General features: G+C 59.3%; 19 protein-coding genes and 2 pseudogenes. 7 read left to right on the top strand and 14 right to left on the bottom strand.

Going from position 1 to position 21,674, the window contains the following annotated elements; translation table 11 throughout:
* Positions 1–3: 3 nt before the first annotated feature.
* Together tatB and AC1965_RS06840 are read right to left on the bottom strand one after the other, a co-directional pair.
* Positions 4–642 (bottom strand): Sec-independent protein translocase protein TatB, encoded by a 639-nt coding sequence (gene tatB, locus AC1965_RS06845; RefSeq protein WP_483886534.1) that lies wholly within the window; start codon positions 640–642, stop codon positions 4–6.
* A gap of 4 nt (positions 643–646) precedes the next feature.
* On the bottom strand, positions 647–898 hold the full coding sequence (locus AC1965_RS06840) for a twin-arginine translocase TatA/TatE family subunit (protein WP_483886533.1): 252 nt from the start codon (positions 896–898) through the stop codon (positions 647–649).
* A gap of 247 nt (positions 899–1,145) precedes the next feature.
* On the opposite strand from AC1965_RS06840, the gene AC1965_RS06835 reads away from it, so the two are divergent.
* Positions 1,146–1,811: a helix-turn-helix transcriptional regulator gene (locus tag AC1965_RS06835; protein ID WP_483886532.1), complete on the top strand. Its 666-nt coding sequence runs from the start codon at positions 1,146–1,148 to the stop codon at positions 1,809–1,811.
* Between the two features lie 25 nt (positions 1,812–1,836).
* On the opposite strand, the gene AC1965_RS06830 is transcribed toward AC1965_RS06835, so the two are convergent.
* From AC1965_RS06830 to AC1965_RS06805, 6 genes are all read right to left on the bottom strand, one after another.
* Positions 1,837–2,193 carry a Lin0512 family protein gene (locus AC1965_RS06830; protein WP_483887001.1) on the bottom strand — a complete coding sequence of 119 codons (357 nt, stop codon included), beginning with the start codon at positions 2,191–2,193 and terminating at the stop codon, positions 1,837–1,839.
* Positions 2,194–2,233: 40 nt separating this feature from the next.
* A complete protein-coding gene (locus AC1965_RS06825; RefSeq protein WP_483887000.1) occupies positions 2,234–2,584 on the bottom strand; it encodes a Lin0512 family protein in 351 nt (116 codons plus the stop codon).
* Complete coding sequence (locus AC1965_RS06820; protein WP_483886531.1) at positions 2,584–3,669, bottom strand: ABC transporter ATP-binding protein; 1,086 nt, start codon at positions 3,667–3,669, stop codon at positions 2,584–2,586. Before AC1965_RS06820 ends, AC1965_RS06825 begins: the two co-directional genes overlap by 1 nt.
* A 44-nt stretch (positions 3,670–3,713) precedes the next feature.
* Positions 3,714–5,072, bottom strand: a complete 1,359-nt coding sequence (locus AC1965_RS06815; RefSeq protein ID WP_483886530.1) for an SLC5/6 family protein — start codon at positions 5,070–5,072, stop codon at positions 3,714–3,716.
* Between the two features lie 315 nt (positions 5,073–5,387).
* A complete protein-coding gene (locus AC1965_RS06810) occupies positions 5,388–6,506 on the bottom strand; it encodes a DNA alkylation repair protein (protein ID WP_483886529.1) in 1,119 nt (372 codons plus the stop codon).
* A 9-nt stretch (positions 6,507–6,515) separates the two neighbouring features.
* Positions 6,516–7,295 (bottom strand): SDR family oxidoreductase, encoded by a 780-nt coding sequence (locus AC1965_RS06805; protein WP_483886528.1) that lies wholly within the window; start codon positions 7,293–7,295, stop codon positions 6,516–6,518.
* 174 nt (positions 7,296–7,469) lie between these two features.
* Between AC1965_RS06805 and AC1965_RS06800 the strand changes: the two genes are divergently transcribed.
* Positions 7,470–8,483 (top strand): Hint domain-containing protein, encoded by a 1,014-nt coding sequence (locus tag AC1965_RS06800; protein ID WP_483886527.1) that lies wholly within the window; start codon positions 7,470–7,472, stop codon positions 8,481–8,483.
* A 376-nt stretch (positions 8,484–8,859) separates the two neighbouring features.
* Here AC1965_RS06800 and AC1965_RS06795 read toward each other — a convergent pair whose 3' ends face one another.
* Positions 8,860–9,801, bottom strand: a complete 942-nt coding sequence (locus AC1965_RS06795) for a sensor histidine kinase (protein ID WP_483886526.1) — start codon at positions 9,799–9,801, stop codon at positions 8,860–8,862.
* Between the two features lie 261 nt (positions 9,802–10,062).
* Between AC1965_RS06795 and AC1965_RS06790 the strand changes: the two genes are divergently transcribed.
* Positions 10,063–11,085: a fatty acid desaturase gene (locus AC1965_RS06790; protein WP_483886999.1), complete on the top strand. Its 1,023-nt coding sequence runs from the start codon at positions 10,063–10,065 to the stop codon at positions 11,083–11,085.
* Between the two features lie 334 nt (positions 11,086–11,419).
* Here AC1965_RS06790 and AC1965_RS06785 read toward each other — a convergent pair whose 3' ends face one another.
* Complete coding sequence (locus AC1965_RS06785) at positions 11,420–12,154, bottom strand: Crp/Fnr family transcriptional regulator (RefSeq protein ID WP_483886525.1); 735 nt, start codon at positions 12,152–12,154, stop codon at positions 11,420–11,422.
* 152 nt (positions 12,155–12,306) lie between these two features.
* On the opposite strand from AC1965_RS06785, the gene AC1965_RS06780 reads away from it, so the two are divergent.
* Entirely contained in the window at positions 12,307–12,543 is a 237-nt protein-coding gene (locus AC1965_RS06780) for a hypothetical protein (RefSeq protein ID WP_483886524.1), read from the top strand.
* A gap of 132 nt (positions 12,544–12,675) precedes the next feature.
* Here AC1965_RS06780 and AC1965_RS06775 read toward each other — a convergent pair.
* From AC1965_RS06775 to AC1965_RS06760, 4 genes and pseudogenes are all read right to left on the bottom strand, one after another.
* Positions 12,676–13,922: pseudogene (locus AC1965_RS06775) on the bottom strand (DUF2254 domain-containing protein).
* Between the two features lie 224 nt (positions 13,923–14,146).
* Positions 14,147–15,091 carry an extracellular catalytic domain type 1 short-chain-length polyhydroxyalkanoate depolymerase gene (locus AC1965_RS06770; protein ID WP_483886523.1) on the bottom strand — a complete coding sequence of 315 codons (945 nt, stop codon included), beginning with the start codon at positions 15,089–15,091 and terminating at the stop codon, positions 14,147–14,149.
* Between the two features lie 317 nt (positions 15,092–15,408).
* A pseudogene (locus tag AC1965_RS06765) lies at positions 15,409–16,043 on the bottom strand (DUF5765 domain-containing protein).
* 1,365 nt (positions 16,044–17,408) lie between these two features.
* Complete coding sequence (locus AC1965_RS06760) at positions 17,409–18,125, bottom strand: MgtC/SapB family protein (protein WP_483886522.1); 717 nt, start codon at positions 18,123–18,125, stop codon at positions 17,409–17,411.
* Positions 18,126–18,280: 155 nt separating this feature from the next.
* Between AC1965_RS06760 and AC1965_RS06755 the strand changes: the two genes are divergently transcribed.
* Genes AC1965_RS06755 through AC1965_RS06745 form a run of 3 tightly spaced genes read left to right on the top strand, consistent with a single transcriptional unit; the run spans position 18,281 to position 21,601 of the window.
* Positions 18,281–19,888 (top strand): peptide chain release factor 3, encoded by a 1,608-nt coding sequence (locus tag AC1965_RS06755; protein ID WP_483886521.1) that lies wholly within the window; start codon positions 18,281–18,283, stop codon positions 19,886–19,888.
* A 13-nt stretch (positions 19,889–19,901) separates the two neighbouring features.
* Entirely contained in the window at positions 19,902–20,645 is a 744-nt protein-coding gene (locus AC1965_RS06750) for a hypothetical protein (protein WP_483886520.1), read from the top strand.
* Positions 20,645–21,601, top strand: coding sequence for a glycosyltransferase family 2 protein (locus AC1965_RS06745; RefSeq protein ID WP_483886519.1), 957 nt, complete (start codon positions 20,645–20,647; stop codon positions 21,599–21,601). The genes AC1965_RS06750 and AC1965_RS06745 overlap by 1 nt, the downstream gene beginning before the upstream one ends.
* The last annotated feature ends 73 nt before the right edge of the window (positions 21,602–21,674 follow it).

The following is a 21,674-nucleotide window of genomic DNA, read 5'->3' as shown; positions in this document are numbered from 1 at the left end:
TAATCACTCTTTTTTCGCCGCTGGCTTTTTGGCTGCGGGTTTCTTGGCGACAGATTTGGCGGCGGGTTTGGTGGCTGGCGTTTTCGCAGTCGCTTTCTTGGGGGCGGCTGTTTTTGGCGCAGTTGTCTTGGGCGCAGTTGCCTTTGGCGCAGCGACTTTGGCAGCAGCTTTCGGCTTGGCCGGGGCTTTCTTTGCCGCAGGGGGCGGCGTCAGCTTGGCCTCTGCCGCCTCGGCCTGTGTCATCGCCTCAGCTGCTTCGCGCTGTTTACGCTCGGCTGCGGCGCGGGCGGTGCCGGCCTGTATCTTCTTGATATCTTCGGCCTTTTGCGCCGCGAGCTTGCCGGTTTCACTACCCGGATCGAGGTTTGTCAGCGATTTCGCGGCGTCCTTGACCCCGTCCATCGCACTGCCCAGCGGGTTGGACGCGGTTTTCAACGTCTTGGTCAGCGACGACGACATTTCGCGCATGCCACTGTCATCAGCAGCGTCGTTCATCGCCTGACTGAATTCGCGCGCCATCCCCTTGGCCTTGCCCACAAACTGACCGACGCGGCGAAACAACACCGGCAGGTCCTTGGGGCCGACCACGATCAGCGCGACAATGCCGATGAGCAGCAGTTCTGTCCAACCCAGATCGAACATGAGGTTACACCTGGTCCTTGTCGGCCTTCAGGTTCGTCTTGGGGTCCGTGCCGATGTCGGTGTGCTCTGGCAGGTCAGCGTCGTGCAGGTTTTCAACCTTGGTCACGTCTTCTTCGCCCTCGCTGATGCCCTTTTTAAAGCTGGTGATGCCTTTGCCGACTTCACCCATCAACGACGAGATTTTGCCGCGACCGAAAAGCACCAGCACCACAACCGCAATGAGCAGCAGGCCCGGCAAACCAATATTGTTCAACATGTCGTTTCTCCCATTATATCTTTCGTGCCCCAAGCGGGCTGTCATTTATCCCTGTCTAGCCCCGCACAGACGCCCGTTGAAGGGGCAAAGCGGGTCAAAGCCGGTCCACCGCCGCTACACCCGACGTTTTTCGCAGGCACAGAAATGCAACTGACAGGTTTATGTCAGTTGCGGGCGGACCTGTGCAAGCCGTCAAATCGACAAAGATCACATTGCAACGGCGCGGGACGGGTGCGATCTTTCGGTCATGCGCCGCTCGGACCGCCTTTTTGATATCATGCAGATTCTGCGCGACGGGCAGTTGCACCGGGCGCAGGATATTGCCGCGCGGATGGCGGTTTCGCCCCGGACGATCTACCGGGACATGGATACGCTGGTGGCGTCGGGTGTGCCGGTCGCGGGGGCGCGCGGCGTTGGCTATAGGATCACCGGGGCGATCACCCTGCCCCCGCTGACCCTGACCCCGGCCGAGCTTGAGGCGCTGAACCTCGGGCTGGCCGTGGCGGCGCAGGTGGCCGATGGCGATTTGCAGGCCGCCGCCGACAGTCTGGCCGACAAGATTGACGCGGTACTGCCGACCCAGAGCGCCGCAGAGGCCGACATGTGGAAATTTGCACGCTACTCCTTTGGCGATGCCACCCACGTGTTTACCCATCTGCCGGTGTTGCGCGCCGCGATCAAAGCACGACAGAAGCTGCGGCTGGTCTACACCAATAAGGACGAAATGGTGACGACCCGCACCGTGCGCCCATTGCTGATGGAGCATTGGGGCCGGGTCTGGACCCTGACGGCGTGGTGCGAGTTGCGCGCGGGGTTTCGGGTGTTTCGGCTGGATCTGATTGAAAGCGCGGAAGCGCTGCCGGAGTTGTTTGTCGATGAGCCGGGAAAGACGATTGACGACTACGCGCCCTAGCCCGCGATCAACGCTGTGATCCTGATTATCGCGTTGTTTTCCAGCCGGTTTGCGGCGGCAAAAACGCCTCGACACTTGCCTGTGCCACCACGATCACCTCATCACCGCTCGGCACGTTCAGCCCGCCTTTGACGGCGCGGACGTCGGCCCGACCGCGCGGCAGCCTGGCGACAAGCGCGTCGGTATCTACCTTATCAGGCTCTTGCACGGCCACCGTCACCTGCACGCGCATCGTATCGTGGCCAAGCTTGAGCACGCCAAACAGGGGCAATGACGAATGGCGCAACGCGTCTTCGATCGCGCGCGCGCAGGCTTTGGTGTAATCCATCCCGTGCAGGTCATTGCCCATACCCATCTCGATGATCACACGTTGTTCAGTTATGGGGTCAGTCTTGGGTTCAGCCCTGGGTTCAGTCGTGCGCTCAGTCATTGGCCCGCTCCATCTCAAAACCCACGGACAGCGCGACGTTGGCCATCACCGTTGGGTTGCCCTCGCCGTCGGGGCGCGGCACGTCCAGGCCGCCGTGGTGCAGGTTCACCGTTACCGCACCATAGGGAAAGACGGCGCGCAACGCGGCCTCATCCACCAGATCGGGGCGCTGCACGCCGACATCGAGCGTGATCTGCATGTCGGATTTATCAAAACCAAACAGCTCTGCCAGATTGATCGAATTGTGCCACAGGGCGTCCTGCACCGCGCGCACCGCCGCCTGGGTATAATCACCGCGCCGCAGTGACGACCCCATGCCGAATTCCACCATCAATGTCTGCATCATTTCACCGGAAATACAAAACAGCGGTCACGCCGGACGGTCAGCCACATCACAGCACCGGGGCTGGGCAGAAACACGTTTGGCACCGTGGCCTTGAGGGTCGAGCCATCGTGGTCCATCACAAATTCAACCAGACTTTCGTTGCCCATAAACCGCGCCCGCGCCACCACGGCGCGCGCGGCTGTGCCATCGGTGGCGGTGGGCCGTGGGCCTTGGCCCGCGCGGTCAAAGTCGATGCGCAGATGCTGCGGGCGGAACACAATGCTGACCCTGGTGCCATCGGGCACGCCGGGGGCCAGGAACTGACCAAAGACCGTTTCCGCCAAGGCCCCTGTGACCGTCGCGTGCACAACATTGGCATCGCTGAAAAACGCCACCGAGGCGCGGTCAATAGGCCGTGTGTAGACGTTATAGGGCGCGCCCTGCTGCACGATCTTGCCGTCGCGCATCAGGGCTATTTCATCGGCCATGCGCATGGCCTCGTCCGGCTCATGTGTGACCAGCAGCACGGCGGTGTCTTCTTCCTTGAGGATGCTGAGTGTTTCGTCACGGATGCCGTCGCGCAGCCTGTTGTCGAGACCTGAAAACGGTTCATCCATCAGCATGATGCGCGGCTGCGGGGCCAGTGCGCGCGCCAGTGCCACGCGCTGCTGTTCGCCACCCGACAGTTGGTGCGGATAGCCGTCGATAAAGCGTTTAAGGTCCACCCGGTCGAGCAGTTCTTCGATCCGGGCGCGTTTTTGGGCTTTGGTGCCCTTCTTCAGACCAAAGCCCACATTGTCGGCCACGCTGAGGTGCGGAAACAGGGCAAAGTCTTGAAACATCAGGCCAATTTCGCGCCGCTCTGGGGGGACGCGGAACACGGTGTCGCAGATCAGCTTGCCATCTACATGGATCGTGCCGCTGTCCTGCATCTCGACCCCTGCAATCATCCGCAGCGTCGTGGATTTGCCGCAGCCCGACGGCCCCAGCAGGCAGGTCACCTGCCCCGGCATGATCTGCAAAGACACATCATCGACGACCTTGCGCCCGCCATAGCTGCGTCGCAGGTTCTTGATCTCAAGTCGGGGGGGAATTTCAGGCATAAGGCGGGGCGGTATCCGATCAAATCACTCGGAAACCACGGCTATCAGCCCCGCCGCGCCCCCGCAAGCACCGCCGCGAACCCAACCGCCAGAACCAGCACGCAGATCACCAGAAGCTGTTCATATTTGTGCCCGTCGCGCAGCAGCGCGGCAATCGGCCCCCAGCCGCGCCCGAAATACACCAGCGCGCCCGCCATCGCGGCGCCAAAGGCCGCGAGGTAAGCCCATGGCGCAACGGTGCGCCCACCGATCAGTCCCACCAGCAACACCGGCGTCAGAAACATCGACGCGGTGCCGCTGACTGCTACGGCATCAAACAGCGTGGCGTTGCCCCAGAGCGTCAGCGCCGCCCCCAGCGCCATGAACGCACCCATCACCAGCCGCCCGCCCATCAGGCTGCGCGGTGCTACGCGCCATTCCTCGACCATCAGCCGCGCCGCCGAGGCCAGCGCCGAATCGAGCGTGCTGAGCGCCGAGACCAGCAGCGACAGCATCAGCGCGACAAAGATCCAGGCGGGAAACATCTGCTCCCAAGTGCCGATCAGCTCGCCCTCATAGGCCGCCCCGGTCAGGCTGGCCTGAATGCCAAAGAACCCGAACCCGATGATGCAAAGCGTCGACAGCCAAAACGCATGCAGGAACGACGCCCGCGTGGTCGCTTCATCCGCCAGAAAGCCGCGGTCCATCATCACAGGATCATGTGCCGGGTAGGAAAACACCTGAAGCAGCGCCACCGCCAGCAAGACCCAGCCATTGTAAGGCCCCGCCACCCCCGGCGCCGTGATCACCGCGCCCAGATCAAAACCGGGGCTGAGCACCAAAGCCCCCAGCGCCACGCCGAAGACACCCAGAAACACCAGCATCTGCACCACGTCGGTGCGCAGCGCGGCCGACAGCCCGCCCCAGGCGGAATAGCCCAGCCCAAGGGCGGCAACGATCAGCACCGCCGCCGTGCCTGACCCCGGCAGAACCGCCTCAAATATCAGGGCAACCACCAGCAGATTTGCAAAAACCTCGGACAAGAGCCGCAGCGCGATTACCAGATTATAAGCCGCCGTGCCGCTGCGCCCGAATTGCGCGCCCAGCCAGTCCTGCACCGATCGCGCCCCGCCACGCCGCAGATGCCCAACGATATATCCGCCCGTCAGGAATGACCCGTAATAGCCCGCATAGGCCAGCGTCCCCGCGATCCCGTAGTAGTAGCCCAGGATCGCGGCATTCATCAGACTGCGCGCGAAAATCCATGTGGTGACTTGGCTTAGCACCAGCACCCAAAGGCCCGGCGCGCGCCCGTCCGGCCCCGCACCGCCAAAGAACCCGTCGACCGTGGCGCGGCGCGGTGCCGCCCAGAGGCTGGCAAGCACGACAAGCCCGAACAGAGCAATCAAAACGGTGGTTTGCATGGCGCGGCCTTTTCGGGTGGGTATCCTCGCAAGAATTAGCGCTGCCCGGATGCCTTCGCCACCGCCGACGCAGCATCTGTCAAGAATGTGAACTGCGGGTGAGCGCGTCACAGCCCGGAACAACGAGGCTACGCGCCGTGCCATCGCCTGCCCGCCCCACGGGGAGGCGATTTAGGTAGGCTGGGCGCACCTTTGAAACTCCCACCAAGGCTGCACCATAAAGGGCCACGAATAACCCGAGTAATCGCCACCCGTCACGCCAAAAGCGTGCCAACATGAACGGCGCACCTTTGGTGCGTCGGGCAGGCGCTGGCCCTATCTCAGCACAAAATCCGCCGTCGCCACATCCACCCCATTGACCTGCAGCACCACCGAATGCGCCCCCGGATGCAGGGTAAATGTCGTCGCATCCCCCTTTAACCGATGGCGTTTGCTTAGCGTCAGCGCCTTGCCCGCCGCCAGATCGGCCACCTTGAGCTTGAACACCTTGTCGGCCTGTTTCCCGCCGGGCCGGGCAAAGCGGATGCGGTAATCCACCATCACTGGCAGCGCTTGATCGGCGCGCAGCGTGCAGGTGATCTCCAACACGTCCCCGATCTGCACCGCGCGCGCGCCAAGCCGCAGCTCGGCCTTTACCGGCACGTCGCCGCGATAGCCCAGCAACGCCAGCGCCCCCACATGCCCCTGCTTCACCAAGACCCGCAGGGCATGGCGCGTCATCCACGCCATTTCGCGCGTGTCCTGCCGCCCGGCCTCTGCCCAGCCATGCAAGGTATCCACCACCAGATCAGGTTGCGTTTTTGCAATATCGTTCAAATGGTTGGCGACCGACCGCGTGACATAGCGCGTGCCGTCGGCGTGCAGCCGTTCCAGCAGCGGCAGTGTCTGGTCAACCCGCAGCGATACCGCCCGCGCCCAAGGCAGTTTGGGCCGTGTGCCTTCGCTGACCAGACGCCGGACATGATAATTGTCATCCGCCGCCCAGTCCCGCATCCGCGCCAGCGTTTCGTCGGGCCAACGGTTCAGGAAAGCGCGGATGTAAAACTCCATCGAGAACCGCTGCGTCGCGTCGTAAAGCAGATCAAGCGCACGGTCGCGGTGGTCCTCCAACCCGTGCCGCACGGCCAAAATCCCCGGCATGGCATGGATGAAATGGCCAAAATCGTCGTCGCGCCGCGCCGGGTCCAACGGTGCGGGCATCGCGGCGTGCAGTTGTGCGGCCATGGTCGGGAAATCCTCCGCCAATTGCCCCTGCAGGCAATCGGCCATCCACTCCATCCGCGCCATCAATTCGCGCTCAGCAAAGCCTGCCAGCGCCTCTGCTTCAAAGCGTGTGGCGTCGAACCCCGGCAGGGCGGCGGCATATTCACCCGCCAGCCGCCCCACCGATTGTTCATTGAACAAATGATCCTTGAGCGAAAACTTCTCAGCCATTCTCGTCGGTTACATCGTGACGTTCGTGGCACCGCCATCCATCAGCAGGTTCTGACCCACGATGAAACCGGCATGTTGCGAGCACAAGAAGGCACAAGCGGCGCCAAATTCATCGCGCGTGCCATAGCGCCCGGCCGGGATGCCCGCCTGCCGTTCGGCGCGCGCCTCGTCCAGCGTGATGCCCTTGGCCTTGACCACACCGGCATCAAGCGAATCTGCACGGTCCGTGGCATGAATACCCGGCAGCAGGTTGTTGATCGTCACGCCTTTGCCCGCCACCTGCCGCGAGGTGCCCGCGACATAGCCCGTAAGCCCGGTGCGGGCCGAGTTACTGAGCCCCAGCACCCCGATCGGCGCGCGCACGGATTGGCTGGTGATGTTCACGACCCGGCCCCAGCCCCGATCCATCATGGCTGGAACCAGCGCTTTGATCAACGCAATCGGGGCCAGCATGTTGGCATCCAGCGCCTTGATAAAATCGTCACGGTCCCAGTCGTGCCACATGCCGGGGGGTGGGCCACCGGCGTTGTTGACCAGAATATCACAACCCTCGGCGGCCTTGATCACCAGCGCCTGACCCTCTTGGGTCGCCACATCGGCGGCCACGGTCACCACCTCGACGCCATGCGCCTGACGGATGCGCTCGGCGGATGCCTCCAGCGCCTCAGCGCCGCGGGCGTTCATGACCAGATTGACGCCAGCGGCGGCCAATGCCTCGGCACAGCCCAGCCCCAGCCCCTTGGATGATGCGCAGACCAGCGCCTTTTTACCCTTGATTCCCAGATCCATATCGCGATTCCTTTCATGCGTTTGCACATGCCTACCATGCTGGTTGGCCGATGCCAGCAAATCACCCAAGGCTTGACCCACCCCAGCCACAATTCTACCTTATACCGCTGGCGACACCCGCACCGCTTGCATGGCACTTGCCAATCACGCCCCCACCCCAACCAAAGGCCCGCCATGACCCGCACCCGCCCTGCCCCTGCTCAAAGCATCCCGGTTTTTGCGGCCGAAATGTTTCGCGTTACCAATGGGGCCAACATGGGCGATGCCATCTCCTTTGGCGCCGATATCATGCTGGATGATGTCTATGAATTGTCACATGACGCGAGCAGCAAGCGCCTGTCGCTGCTGACCGTGGATGGCAACCGCTTTCGCATTGCCGAGGACACCGCCACCGGGACGCCGGGTGCTGAACTGCACCTTGATTGCGCGGTGACGTTAATGACCTTCGATGGCCAGACCGGCGAGGCGTTGCTGCTGGTCGAGGTCGATGCCGATGGCAATGCCGCCGAGATTTACCTGCTGCCGCTTAGTGCCCTGACAGCGCGGACGGAATACCGGCTGGTTGGCATTGACGCCAAGGCTGCGCGGCAGAAATTTGGACAGGTCGCCTGTGTGTCTTTCACCCGTGGCACCCACATCGCACTGGCCTCGGGCGAACAGCGCCGCATCGAAGACCTGCGCGTCGGCGACCGTATCCTGACCCGCGATGACGGGGTGCAGGTGCTGCGCTGGATCGGGCAAAGCACGTTGCGGGCGGTGGGCGATTTTGCCCCGATCTGTATTCGTGCGGGCACGTTGAACAATGAGAACGACCTGATTGTCAGCCCCGATCACCGATTGTTCATCTATCAGCGCAGTGACGAGGTCGGCGCAGGCCGGTCCGAGCTGCTGGTCAAGGCGCGGCATCTGGTCAATGGCGACAGCGTGGTGCTGCAGGACGGCGGGTTTGTCGATTATTTCCAGCTGCTTTTTGACGGGCATCAGATTATCTATGCCGAAGGGATCGCGGCGGAATCAATGCTGATCGACAGCCGCACCAAATCGGTGCTGCCCGACGATCTGTCCGCCGCCCTGGGCGATGTCATCCCCGGCCATTCCGATCTGCCGCACGCCGGGCTGGATGTGGCCGAAGCCCTGCTGAAACGCCCCGACGCGGCGGCACTGCTGCGCAAGGCGAGTACGCGGTAGGCAGGGGGTGGTGCGGGATGGCTGGGGGAAGGCAGCCGGTAGGATGCCGCGCTGTGTGTGAACGGCGGCTGTGTGCAGGTAGTGTACTTTGCAAAGTCATGCGAACGGCCCACTGCTGACCTCGGTGACATTTGCGAATAATGGCGGCTTTTGAGCCGATACGAATCCAAAAAAGTTCCGAGTACGAATCCGAAACATCTTCCGAGCACATTTGGAGTTTTCATCGCTGCGAAGCAGCAGAAATCAGCGGTGCAGTGCGAATAGCTGCCGAGTACAAAAATTCGCCGACAAAGCGAGAACGGTAACGACCAGGCGGCAGAAGGCCTGAGCGATCGGCGTAAGAACCCTCAGGTGGCATCCCGTTAAGAACGGGTCATCACCTACTCGATGTTGGCAGTCGTGAAACGGTCGAATGACCTTGGCGATTTGGTGATGGGGTGCTTGTTCGGTCGCCGGCTGTTTCCAGAGCCGCAGGCAATGTCACGCGGGCTGTCAAACCTTGGGGAGTCGAAAGATATTCGATGCGTCCATTTACCTGCTGGATCAGCGCATCGATCAGGCGAGTTCCAAGGCCAACTTGTACGGTTTCTGTCGACCTTTGGGGGAGGCCGGGTCCGGTGTCGCTGATCTCGACGATGACGGCACCAGCAGAGCTTTTGCGGCATGCGACCCGGATTTCGCCTGGGGCGTCGGAGGTGCATCCATGCTTCAGTGCGTTTGTGATGATCTCGGCGCAAATCTGCGTAACTGGCAATATGCATTGCGACGCAACATTACAGTCCTTCTCAAGTGTTTGGATTATTTTGATCTCGCTGGCGACACTGGTATTCATCGCGTCGCACATCTTGGACAAGGAAGCACTCAGGTTCAGAGTGGCCGCGTTCTCCTTGACTGAAAGGATACGGTGCAAGTTCGAAATCGCGTCGATCTGGGCAACAATCATTCGGATCAGAATTTGGACGTCATGGGTATCCAGCGGCGCATCGCGCTGAGCCATCCCCGCCCCCTTAAGGCGAACGTAGCTGGCCAGCATCGTCAGATGGTTAGCAATGCGATGATCCGCTTCAGCGATGCTGTTGGCGATCGTCTCCGGTTCAAGATCAGTTGTCTCATGTTTCAAATTCATACCAATCCGGATCGCGCCGCCCCAAAGTAACAATTGATAATGGCAAGTCGCGCCTGCGAAGGTGGGGCGTGACCGGACCTTCCCTGTCGCAAGTACATAACTATGACAAAAGTCGACTGCTGCGCACTGATACAGATCAGGGCAGATGACCGGTTGCAGCTCTATCTTTCGGCTTGTCTGGTCAAAATTCAAAAACCCCGACGATTAAGCAACGACAACCGCATTTGGGGTCGTGGATCATGTTTGCTGGCATTGGTCCGCAGATTCCAGAATCGGGCGTTTGCCGGAGAGCTTTGCTTGCATCGGATGGAACCTTTCCGAAAGATTTTTTTGAGCTTTCTCTGACCTAATCCGCGTCAATGCATACTGGCAAAACTGTCGAATACACTACGTCTGCATGGCCCATGTAGGGAGTGCACATTGACCCCAACACCGCACAAGAAAGGTCGCAAAATGATATCTTCGGCTGATAATACCTCGCCTACGCCAGAGAATGGGCGGGACTGGGTGCGAATCCTTGCGCACTATCGCGAGCCGTCGCCACAGCGCAGCGTTTTCGAACTTCTGATCACGCTTGGTCCATTCACCCTGCTCATGGCGCTGGCATGGTGGTCGCTGTCTATCAGCTATGCCCTTGCCGCGATCATCTCTACCTTGAACGGCGCGTTTTTGTTGCGCCTTTTCGTGATTCAGCACGACTGTGGCCATGGATCATTCTTTCACAACAGACAGACCAATGATTGGACAGGGCGGGCTCTCGGCGTATTCACGATGACGCCCTACGATGTCTGGCGGAAAAAACATTCGATTCACCATGCCTCGGCCGGGAACCTCGACAGGCGCGGTATCGGCGACGTGAAGACACTGACCATTGCCGAGTATCGTAGCCTGTCGCGGGCCGGGCGGATCGGGTACTGGCTCTACCGCCACCCGCTCTTCATGTTCGGTATCGTGCCAGCCTATCTGTTTTTTCTGGAGAACCGCGTTCCTCTCGGGTCGATGGGGTCAGTGTCAGCCTGGCTCAGTGTCATGGCGACAAACGTCGCACTTGCAACCCTCATTGGTGCGGCAATCTGGATGGCCGGGATCGTTCCCGTGCTGGTCACGGTTCTGCCCACGGCGCTGGTCGGTGCTACGGCTGGCGTATGGTTGTTCTATGTCCAGCATCAGTTCGAAGAGACTTCCTGGGACCGGGCACCCGACTGGGTACTGCACGATGCAGCACTCAAAGGCAGTTCACATTACGTCCTGCCACCTGTTCTGGGATGGTTTACCGCCAATATCGGAATTCACCATGTTCATCACCTTTACAACCGGATTCCGTTCTACCGTTTGTCTGAGGTCCTCCGTGACCATCACGCGCTCGCTGGCGCACAGCGCCTGACACTGAGTCAAAGCCTGGACTGCGCGCGCCGACATCTTTGGGACGAGAACAGCCGAAAGCTCCTTTCCTTTGCCGAGGCACAGCGCGCCTGAGATCCTATGGCTTTCCGTTGTCCACTTGAAAAGAAATTTCCCTTTAGTCTGTGACGATGTTGGCCCAGACACCTACCTAAAATACTCTGATACTTGGCTTTGGGCTAACCTGGGTCAGTGCATCACGGCACCTCTGCCTGTTAACTAAGATATGCCCGCCGAAGATCTGGAGGGCATTTTCATGAGTACTACCGAAGCGCGCGGGATTTTTGTCCCTCAATGTGCCCGATCGCGCGCGCTTCGATTATCCGGATATTCCCTGACGACAATCCTGTGCCCCCAGGCGACAGGACCGACCGGATCGGATGCCTATCGGTCTGGGAATGGTCGCACATCATTTGATAAGCGGGCCAGTATGGTCCAGATAGGCCGGATCGAACTCTGCCAATTCAGCCAAACGATCGATGTCGTGGAACGTCACAAGGCCATTGCGAAACGTCGCCAACCCGTCCTCCCGCAACTTGCGCAAGACGCGATTCACATGCACTGAACTGAGCCCCAGCGCGTCCGCGAGATGATACTGGGTCAGTGGACAGGCATAGCCTGCCTTGCTGCCCAATCCGACCAGAGCCAGCTTGGCGCCAAGCTCGAGCAAGAAGTGCGCCACCCGCGCGTCCGCGTCGCGCTGTCCCATTCCCACAAGATGTTCGACCACCATCGCCTCGTCGCGGGATGCCGCCCAGAGTATCGCCGTTGCAAGGCGCGGTGTCTCTTCGAAGGCGTCAAGCAGGTCGCTGGCCATCACCTCGACCGCTTGAATGTCCACTATGGGTTCAAAACTATGATCGGATGTCCGCAAAAGGACGCTGCGCAACCCCAGAAAATCCCCCGCTATTTGGAAATCGACGATCTGTCGCGTCCCGTCGGGTTGGAGCTTGTAGGAGCACACCCATCCCGACGCAAGAATGTAGGCGGCCTGATCCGTCTGACCTTGGTGTACAAGATCACGGCCGGCCACGAAGGACCGGCGGCGTTGATGCAAACGTTCCAAAACAGTCAGCTCATTCGACGACAACGTGACGAAGGCAGATAGTTTTCGGGTGAGAGGGCTGTTTTCTACGGCGTTCAAAGATTTCTCCGCGTTTGGGTCTGATTGCCGAGACCATCGTTGCAGGCACTGCTTCAGATCAGTCCAGCTTACGTCATTTACTGAAAGGATACTAATGACGATCAGGTGCCCTATTTCGGGTCCTGAAACCTCTTTAGGAGGGACAGACTGCAATGTCCGAACATAACGATCATTCAGGAATAGCGGCGCTCACGATATGCGAGGCGCTTCTTCTGGCCATGAACGACCATAAACTCCTGCCCGAAAACGAAATTGTAGGCGTGTTGCGCGATTCCGCTGAGACGCATGAGAATGGGGTCGGCTCGCACAGTGAGATGGAAACCCACCGGGCAGTCGCGGCGCTGATAAATCGCATCATCGCAGGCGGAAATTCGGTGCGGCGACCATGACGCAGGTGGGGCGCGGAACTGGCCTGTATCGGTTTGGATGGCGCGCCAGGCTAAGGGAAGCAGTTTGGCCCTTTCGCCTCCATATGGCTTGGGGCCAAGCTGCGTTTCAAAATGATCTCGCACGACAACGGATCAGAATCTCTGACGGTCCAGCAGTTCCTGAAGTGCGTCCCGATCAAAATCTAATGAAGCGCTATTCGCACTGGCAATGAGCAGCTGTTCGCATAATGCCGTTATTGCTTCACCTGCTGAGGGTGAAAGAGAACGGGCCACTTTGTCCATCGTGTTTACCAGCCGCGCAGCCACATCGGCGTCGGATATTCCGTAGCGGGCTATTGCCGAAAAGGCCTTACATGCCAATTCCTCAACAACGATGGCTTCAGTCACGATACGCAACTCCCCGGTCTCGTCATAGTGGATCGGCGATGGGAGATCCGACCGGCCAACCGACCTAACACCTCTCCGAGGCGGTCGATGCAGTAAAGCGCGGTGGTGGGGTCGTTTATGCCAGACGACAAGGATCGCTGGGCCAGTTCTACAATACGCCGGATCGAGAATTCGAGGTCTTGGTTGATCGTCCGGTTGCGTCCGATGACAATTGCGCCACGCAGTCTGTTGGCGATCTCTTCCGTCACGCGATTACGCGGATATACAGTGATCAGGCATTCGCCTTCGGTAACAAATTGGCCGGGCGGGGCCTCGACCCGCAAAACGAGATCATGTTCGGTGGCAATTTGCATGATTGCATCCATACCGACATTCTGCACGTATCCGCTGGCCGCTGCACGAGCCTGACCGGACCCATTGTTGAAATTGCCAGGAAGCGGAACAGTAACTTTCCCGTCTTCATCTTGCAGCAGCGCATCGTCACGCTGTTCAGGAAAGAGCCGATCCACGGCGTCGCACCCATCTTTGGCGAGCAAATCGAGCAGCGTTTCGATGCGGATCGAGGTGGCGATGTGATGGATAAAGTAGATTAGGACCGCGACACCGACAGCAGCAAGAACCACTGCAAACGCAACGGTCAGGTGCGGAACGAAGCTGGAGTCCGCCGTACCCCGCACCGAACGCAGCACAACAAGACAGTAAAGAAACGTCGCCACAAAAGTTCCGAGCACAATCTGATTGCTGCGGTCGCGCATGAAGTTTTCCAGAACCCTCGGCCCGAACTGCGAGGACGCGAGTTGCAGCGACAGCATGGTGATGGAGAAAATCAGGCTGGCCACCGTTATCATCGAACTCGCGATGACTGACAGGATTGCCCGGGCACCTTCCGGCCCGAAGGTATAGAGCAAGCCGAAATCGCTCACACGTCCCACACCCAGCCGGGTATCGACCTCGATCAGCAAGAATGACAGCCCCACCGCAACCGCGCACATCACGGCAGGAACGAACCAGAAACTCGAATTCAGGCGTGCCCAGATCACGGCGATGCGTGTGATTGAAAATGACATCGTCAAGCGTCGCTCCTTCCGGTCAGGTGCAGTCCGAGGAAATTATGCGCCTTGAACCTGCAGACAGGCTCAATCAGCAGTAAATTGGTGTGGGCTCGCAAAAACGACTGTCCGTTTTTCTTATCTTGCGGCTACTGCCCCCGCCCGCGCTAAGCTGCGGTTTTCGGTTTCTCCCGGTTCGTGGCACTGGTTCGCGTCAAACCCCAGAAATCCGCTATGTGGCGGGTCGACGAAATGCCAACTTCCAGCATAAATTTGCCTTCTTCCCCAAGCCCTTCATCACCTCCGGCACTGATAGGTGTGCCGTGGCCCATTGCCTCGATAATGTATTCCTCGATCACCACGCGCCCCTCCGCATCGGACCAGACTTTCCGGGGAATGCTGTCGACGGTTTCGACACGTGTCGGCGGTCCTTCAACGTTGTGGATCTTCTGCCACTGGCCGACGATATCACCGGCGTTGGAACTGTCGACGGTCGTATCGCTGCCACCATGCCAGACAGAGATTGTCGGCCAGGGACCTGTGGAATCTGAGGCTTCACGGACGGAGGCGTCAAGCGCGCTGACCGATGGGCTGCCAAAACCATTCATGCGAATGATTGCCTCCATCATGTTATTCGCGCTGCGGTATGGCAGCCCTGCAATGATTGCGCCTCCCGCGAACACTTCCGGATAGGTCGCAAGCATCACAGATGTCATGGCACCGCCTGAGGACATCCCCGTAATGAAGATACGCGATGGGTCGATTGCATGGTCATCAACGACCTGTTTGATCATCTGACGAATAGACAACGGCTCGCCCCCGCCGCGCTCGCTGTCGCCGCTCTCGAACCAGTTGAAGCTACCAAGGACGTTGTTGGTCAGTCTTTGCCCCGGAAACAGGAGCGCCATCCCGCATTCGTCTGCGAGGGTGGACCACCCCGATCCGAGATTATAGCTTTCCGCCGACTGGGTGCTGCCATGCAGCACGACAACAAGCGGGCCGTCCTTCGGGAAGCTCTCCGGAATATAGATATCCGCACTCAGCGAGCCGGGATCGGTTCCGAACTTTTCAAGGGCGGAAAGGCGATCGCTGGTAATTGAAGATGCTGGCATAGTAACTCCTGTACGTGAAACGGTATTGGCTACGTAAGATAACCCGCCGACCCAAATTATTTGGGTCGGGCGCGATGTGAATGTCTGTGCTTCGAGGCGGACATGAAGAGGCCTTTGTCGCCCGCGTCAGGTGGGTTTCATCAGACGCTCAGGCGAAGTGTCCCGGTGATTATCTTGCACAGTGAAGGTTTCTCCGCCCGTGCGCACAAACGCAGGTTAGTCCACGCGTTAATAGTTGTGAGCAGTTTTTCCTTGGAGCCGAACGCCAGCTAGGCGCGGTCGCTCAGCCTTTGCCCTTCTCGGGAAAGAAGAACTGATCATGGGTCGCTGCGCTTTCGGAGAATTTGTTTTGGCCACAACCACCAGGATTTCACGAACATGAACTGTCTTAATGGTGTTTTGACGACAAGCAGCAGGATGCCTATGGACAGCAGGCACCAGATTGCAGCCACTTCATTGGGGTTGCTGGTCAGGAGCATGGCCAATTGTGGTCCAACCAGAAAGTGGTAGACGGTCAGTCGCCAGGATCCGTAGATGAGGGGCATCAGGAAGGCCGCGAAGAAGTAGCTGGGATAGGTACTCAGGAAAGATGCCCAGGAATCGACTGTGATGAAATTTAACATTCCGTTGGTCGGTATCTCCCAAGCGATATGCCAGTTTCCGGAAACGGAGCACAGTCGCTCAGCACAGAGTTTTTTTCCCAGCGGACATGATCCGGCCCATTCAAACGGATAAAGCTGCAGCAGCATGATGATGGCCGAAGCGAAACAGACGGCATAAACCGGCCACTGGATCTTCTCGCGCACAGTACTCGGAATGAAGTACATCGACAGCTGTTGATGAAGAACGGCTGGAATACGATGTGCAGATAGCCCAGCAGGGTGGCGATTTGATTTGAAGGCAGCGCACATTGGTCGATCACCGAATATGTGAAAGCCTGCAGCACTTCCATCGACGAAAAATATCCCAGCGCCATCCACAGCGGCGCAGGTTCTTTCCTGTAGGCCGCATACACAGTTGTACCAAGACCTATAACGCCGAGCACTGCCGACGCTTCACCGCTCCAACACATCAGGTCTCTTTCTCAATAAGAAGAATGGTTAAGCAAACTTTACAACTTCATGATTGGGCGTTGTGGCCCGTCGGAAACACCAGTCATACGCCTGGATCAACCCACTCTTTTAGGCTGTTTAGCAGAGGGGGTTTGCAGGACCGAGAGTGTCTTGCGAGAACCGTCCGTTGCGCGGGGTTCAGGCCCACCCCAGCGCGGGATTGTCCGCGTGTTGTCAAGACGACCTCCGGGCAGTCTTCTATCGCCCGATTTGTCGAAGGCATCATTGCCGAGGTCCAATTCTAAACCTGCTTGGGAGTCCCCAGAAGACCCGCCCAGATCAAAGCCGGGACGGTCGATCTTTCGATTGCTGCTGTCGCGCGTACGGGGCTCGTTTTGATCCGGTTTGTCAGGGATTAACTTTTGCAATGATTAGTCGCTTCCGGCGATCCTGAAGGTTTCTCCTGGCATGTCATGTATTCGTTCCCTTCAAAGGTGGTCCACGCATAGCGAGACAGCGCCGTGGGCCAATCGGATTTCACGGTCCATCACTCGTTACCGACCACGCGCGACTACGGCACAAGGATGCCCGCAACGATCCTTCACGAGACATTCCCCTATGCCTTGGTGTTCTCCTGGACCGTAAACCACCCCGACCGTTCGTGTGCTAATCCAGATCAGCGCATCAGTCCCTATAATTTTGGTTTGTCTGGTGGTGATGCACTGGGTCTGGCATCGCCTCCGCTTCGGAACAACACAGCCTACCGCGCGCTTGTCATTTCTAATAAAGCATTGATATCGCTACCAGTTTCGGACAAAACCATCTTGAAACTCTGTAATTGCATCTGTATTTTTACACGACCGCTTCGGCTATCCACTTTCCGGTGCAGATCGAACCCAGCGAAGCAGCAGATTGGGTTCGGCATCCTATGACGTGTTCAAAGGCCGACTTGACGACACGATGTGCGTCGCAGAAAACCTTTCTGCTTGTACGAAGGGATGCTTCGTGAGCAATTTCCGCGTAAACATATGTTCGGAAAATCTTGTGCTGTAGACCGCAGCGAATGACTGGTTTCCGCCGCCTGACAGAGCTGGACTTAAAACGCACAAGTTTTCGCAGTTGCAGCGAAAGACGGGATTTTCCGCCTAGCCGACCTTAGTGTGTATCGCAGCGAATGACCGCTCTCCGCCCAATGTGTAGAACGGCCATGTCTGCTTTGGGCTGGCACCAACCACCAGACCCATCCGCCCCCCCCACCTCACCCCCTACAGATCCTCAGGCACGTCCCAGCGCAGGCTGCTCAGCTTGGTGTCCAACAACAATGGGGCCAGCGCGGGTTTCAGCATTGCGTCGGGTGGGCCCAGCACGGCAACGGTCAGTTCCAATGTCACGGGCCCGCTGTCTTTGTCGCGCGTCCGCTCCAACCCTGTCACGTGGAACGTAGGCGCAGGCAGGCGCGACAGCAGCAACGTGCGCACATCACCCTCGCGCTTGGAGGCACAGGTGGCGATCACCCGGGCCTCGGTGGTTACCGGCAACCCGGCGCGGGTGTGCGATTTGATGAATTTCACAATCGGGCGCAGCCCCAGATTGATGAAGATGATCAACCCCGTCACCAACACCGCAAACAGCGGCGCCCCCGCGCCTGCCAGCAGTCCGACCGACGCCGAACACCACAGCGTCGCCGCAGTGTTCAACCCATGCACAGTGAACCCGTGGCGAAAGATGATCCCGGCGCCCAGAAAGCCGATGCCCGATACCACCTGCGCGCCAACCCGCGTCGGGCTCAACTCATCCGGGAACAGGCCGGAAAATACCACGAAACTTGCGGCCCCCAACGCCACCAGCGCATTGGTGCGCAGCCCGGCCATGCGTTGCCGCACCTGCCGTTCCGATCCGATCAGCCCACCACAAACCAGCGCCAGCATCAGGTTCACTGTGGCGGCAGATAATGTGATGGGAAGGTCTGCAAGTTCGTTCATCGCGCCACACTGGCGGCAACCACGGCAACTGTCCATCCACGCCGCGACGGGCCACGCGCCATAACCGACCCGCTAAGGCGCCACCGCGGCTCATTCTGTGCTGGCCGGCACAGCGCCACTTGCCGCCTGCCCGCGCCCCGTCTATACGCGATTTCATGTTGGACATGCCCCAAAACCGCCCCGCACTGCCTGCCGAGATTGCGCGCCGCCGCACCTTTGCGATCATCAGCCACCCTGACGCGGGCAAGACCACGCTGACGGAAAAATTCCTGCTGTTCGGCGGTGCGATCCAGATGGCCGGACAGGTCCGTGCCAAAGGCGAAGCGCGGCGCACGCGGTCCGACTTTATGGCGATGGAAAAGGACCGGGGCATCTCGGTTTCGGCATCGGCGATGTCGTTTGACTTCAAAGAGTTCCGGTTCAACCTTGTCGACACGCCGGGCCACTCTGATTTTTCGGAAGACACCTACCGAACGCTGACGGCAGTGGATGCCGCTGTGATGGTCATCGACGGGGCAAAGGGCGTGGAAAGCCAGACGCAGAAACTGTTCGAAGTCTGCCGTATGCGCGACCTGCCGATCCTGACATTTTGTAACAAAATGGACCGCGAAAGCCGCGATACGTTTGAGATCATTGATGAAATTCAAGAAAACCTTGCCATTGATGTAACGCCCGCAAGTTGGCCCATCGGTGTGGGTCGCGACTTTATCGGCTGCTACGACATTTTGCGCGACCGTCTGGAACTGATGGACCGCGCGGATCGTAACAAGGTCGCCGACAGTATCAGCATCGAAGGGCTGGACGACCCCAAGCTGGCGCAGCACGTGCCCGCCGCCCTACTGGAAAAGCTGCGCGAAGACCTTGAGATGGCGCGCGAACTGCTGCCGCCTCTGGACCTCAAGGCGATGCACGAAGGCACGTTGACCCCGATCTGGTTCGGCTCTGCCATCAACTCGTTTGGGGTGCGCGAATTGATGGAAGGGATCGCCAAATACGGGCCAGAACCACAGATTCAAGCCGCCACCCCGCGCGAGATTTTGCCCGAAGAAACAAAGGTTTCGGGATTTGTCTTTAAGGTACAGGCCAACATGGACCCAAAGCACCGGGACCGCGTCGCCTTTGTCCGGCTGGCGTCAGGCCACTTTCTGCGCGGCATGAAAATGACCCATGTGCGGACCAAGAAACCGATGACCATTTCCAACCCGGTGATGTTCCTCGCGTCAGACCGCGAGCTGGCCGAAGAAGCCTGGGCCGGCGATATCATCGGCATTCCCAACCACGGCCAGCTGCGCATCGGTGATACATTGACCGAAGGCGAAGCCCTGCGCGTCACCGGCATCCCGTCCTTCGCGCCCGAACTGCTGCAAACCGTGCGCGCCGGTGATCCGCTCAAGGCGAAACACCTTGAAAAGGCACTGATGCAATTTGCCGAGGAAGGCGCCGCAAAAGTGTTCAAACCGACCTTTGGATCGGGCTTTATCGTGGGGGTTGTGGGCCAACTGCAGTTTGAGGTTCTCGCATCCCGGATTGAGCTGGAATACGGTCTTCCTGTCCGGTTTGAGCAGTCGCAATTCACCTCAGCCCGCTGGGTGAACGGCGCCAAACAAGCTGTTGATAAGTTTACGGAAACCAACAAGCAGCATATCGCGCTGGATCATGATGGCGACATTGTTTTCCTGACCCGGCTGCAATGGGACATCGACCGCGTAGAGCGCGATTATCCTGACGTGCGGCTGACAGCGACAAAGGAAATGATGGTGTGAGGCAGATGCCCGAATGACGGAAAAGGCCGATCTTTATCATGGTGGTTTTGCTGGCCTGCTGCGGCGGCAGGAAAAGCGCCAGCGGCGGTTTCTGGCACTCGACGATGCACTGCCCGCTGCCGATATTGATCTGACCCCGTTGTTTACGCGCCTTACCGCGCCTCCCACGACCCACTTTGAAGACGCCGACCGCTACACCGCCCACCGCAAGTGGTTGGAACTGCAACAGGAATTTCAGGGCCAGCCCGAAATCCTGCACCTGCACGCCATGCTGATCGCCGTATCCCGCCGCGATGATCCGCCCGCCAATGCCGTCACGCTGTTTCACCGTATCTGGGCTGAACATGGCAGTCAGATGGTCGCGCTGTTGAATGTGCGCTGGATGATATCGGCCGCCACCAGCTTTTCCGATATTGGGCAGACCGGCGACCAGCGCGCCTGCGGCATGGCGCTGTCGATCCTGTTCGACATGATGAAACTGCACGACAGCGAACGCCGCATTTCCGGCCAGCCGGGCCGCACGCCGTTTCGCGCCGGACCGGACCGCAAGCCGCTTCCGCTGCCCTTTGGGATGGAGCCATATGCCTTTGTCGGTGGTGATCTGGACAAGATCATGCTGGCGCGCATCTGGCAGCTTTGCGAACGGGATGCCACGATCCGCCCACTGGGCATGGCGATGCTGTTTATGGTCATGGGCGACCCGCGCAGCATCTTTGGCCGGGTGCAGGAACTAAAAAAACAACGGAAAAAGGGCTGATGGCAGCGAAGGGACCTTCTGATACGCGCTGGGGTCTGGCGGCGACCATTCTGGCCCCCACGCACGACATCCTGCGCTTTGCCGCCTACCATCTTGAGGCTGGAGCGCACCGGATTTATATTTATCTCGACGCTGAAAATCCCTCCGCCTATGAGGCGCTCAAGGCGCATCCAAAGGTCCGGGTCACCACCTGCGACGCCAGCTATTGGGAGCGGCAGGCATCAAACCGTCCGGCCAAACATCAGGTCCGCCAGACGGTCAACGCCACCCATGCCTATAACCGCCCGGCCGAGGTCGATTGGCTGATCCATGTGGATGCCGACGAGTTTCTGGTCTCTGACGTGCCGGTTGCCGATATATTGGCCGCCCTGCCCGACGACCAGAACATCGCGCGCATCCGCCCGATGGAGCAGCTTTCGGGCGATGGCACTGCATTCAAAACCTTTATACCCACGGGCCCGAAACGCGCTGCCATCACCCGCGATCTTTATCCGACCTATGGCGACCGCGTGCGCGGTGGGTTTCTCAGCCATCTGGCGGGCAAGGTTTTTGCACGCACCGGTCTGCCCGATGTCAGGGTGCAGATTCACAATGTGTTTCAATCAGGTAGCGCCATCGACGGCCCCGACCAGCAGCCGGGCATTGACCTCGCGCATTTACACGCCAAGACATGGGACGACTGGATTGCCGCCTACCGCTACCGGTTGGCCAAAGGGTCGTACCGGGCCGAATTGGGGCCGAACAAGCCGCGCGACAAAGGCGGGGTGTCGATGCATGATTTGTTCACCCAGATCGAATCCGAACGTGGCGAAGCAGGCCTGAGGGCGTTTTTCGACGAAGTTTGCGCCGATACGCCCCGCCTGCGCGCGGCACTGGCCGAACATGGTTACTTGCGCGTGGTCAATCTGGATCTGGACCGCGTATTGTCGCGCAATTTTACCCGACCACCCCCCTGACCGCACAACCATTTGACGCCGCAGTGCTAAGTTGCTATGCGGTGCTGACCTTGCCGCGGCCCCATGCCGCCTT

Source organism: Sulfitobacter sp. KMM 9851, assembly GCF_057178245.1.
Note: the sequence above shows the minus strand (reverse complement) of the source record. Positions and strands in the feature narration are given on the sequence as shown.

Excerpts from the sequence above, each read along its gene's own strand:
- AC1965_RS06750 (WP_483886520.1), top strand. The coding sequence starts at position 19,902 with ATGACGGAAAAGGCCGATCTTTATCATGGTGGTTTTGCTGGCCTGCTG.
- AC1965_RS06810 (WP_483886529.1), bottom strand. The coding sequence starts at position 6,506 with ATGGCTGAGAAGTTTTCGCTCAAGGATCATTTGTTCAATGAACAATCG.
- AC1965_RS06820 (WP_483886531.1), bottom strand. The coding sequence starts at position 3,669 with ATGCCTGAAATTCCCCCCCGACTTGAGATCAAGAACCTGCGACGCAGC.
- AC1965_RS06755 (WP_483886521.1), top strand. The coding sequence starts at position 18,281 with ATGTTGGACATGCCCCAAAACCGCCCCGCACTGCCTGCCGAGATTGCG.
- AC1965_RS06745 (WP_483886519.1), top strand. The coding sequence starts at position 20,645 with ATGGCAGCGAAGGGACCTTCTGATACGCGCTGGGGTCTGGCGGCGACC.
- AC1965_RS06760 (WP_483886522.1), bottom strand. The coding sequence starts at position 18,125 with ATGAACGAACTTGCAGACCTTCCCATCACATTATCTGCCGCCACAGTG.
- AC1965_RS06835 (WP_483886532.1), top strand. The coding sequence starts at position 1,146 with ATGCGCCGCTCGGACCGCCTTTTTGATATCATGCAGATTCTGCGCGAC.
- AC1965_RS06800 (WP_483886527.1), top strand. The coding sequence starts at position 7,470 with ATGACCCGCACCCGCCCTGCCCCTGCTCAAAGCATCCCGGTTTTTGCG.
- AC1965_RS06825 (WP_483887000.1), bottom strand. The coding sequence starts at position 2,584 with ATGCAGACATTGATGGTGGAATTCGGCATGGGGTCGTCACTGCGGCGC.
- tatB (WP_483886534.1), bottom strand. The coding sequence starts at position 642 with ATGTTCGATCTGGGTTGGACAGAACTGCTGCTCATCGGCATTGTCGCG.
- AC1965_RS06790 (WP_483886999.1), top strand. The coding sequence starts at position 10,063 with ATGATATCTTCGGCTGATAATACCTCGCCTACGCCAGAGAATGGGCGG.
- AC1965_RS06770 (WP_483886523.1), bottom strand. The coding sequence starts at position 15,091 with ATGCCAGCATCTTCAATTACCAGCGATCGCCTTTCCGCCCTTGAAAAG.
- AC1965_RS06840 (WP_483886533.1), bottom strand. The coding sequence starts at position 898 with ATGTTGAACAATATTGGTTTGCCGGGCCTGCTGCTCATTGCGGTTGTG.
- AC1965_RS06780 (WP_483886524.1), top strand. The coding sequence starts at position 12,307 with ATGTCCGAACATAACGATCATTCAGGAATAGCGGCGCTCACGATATGC.
- AC1965_RS06805 (WP_483886528.1), bottom strand. The coding sequence starts at position 7,295 with ATGGATCTGGGAATCAAGGGTAAAAAGGCGCTGGTCTGCGCATCATCC.
- AC1965_RS06815 (WP_483886530.1), bottom strand. The coding sequence starts at position 5,072 with ATGCAAACCACCGTTTTGATTGCTCTGTTCGGGCTTGTCGTGCTTGCC.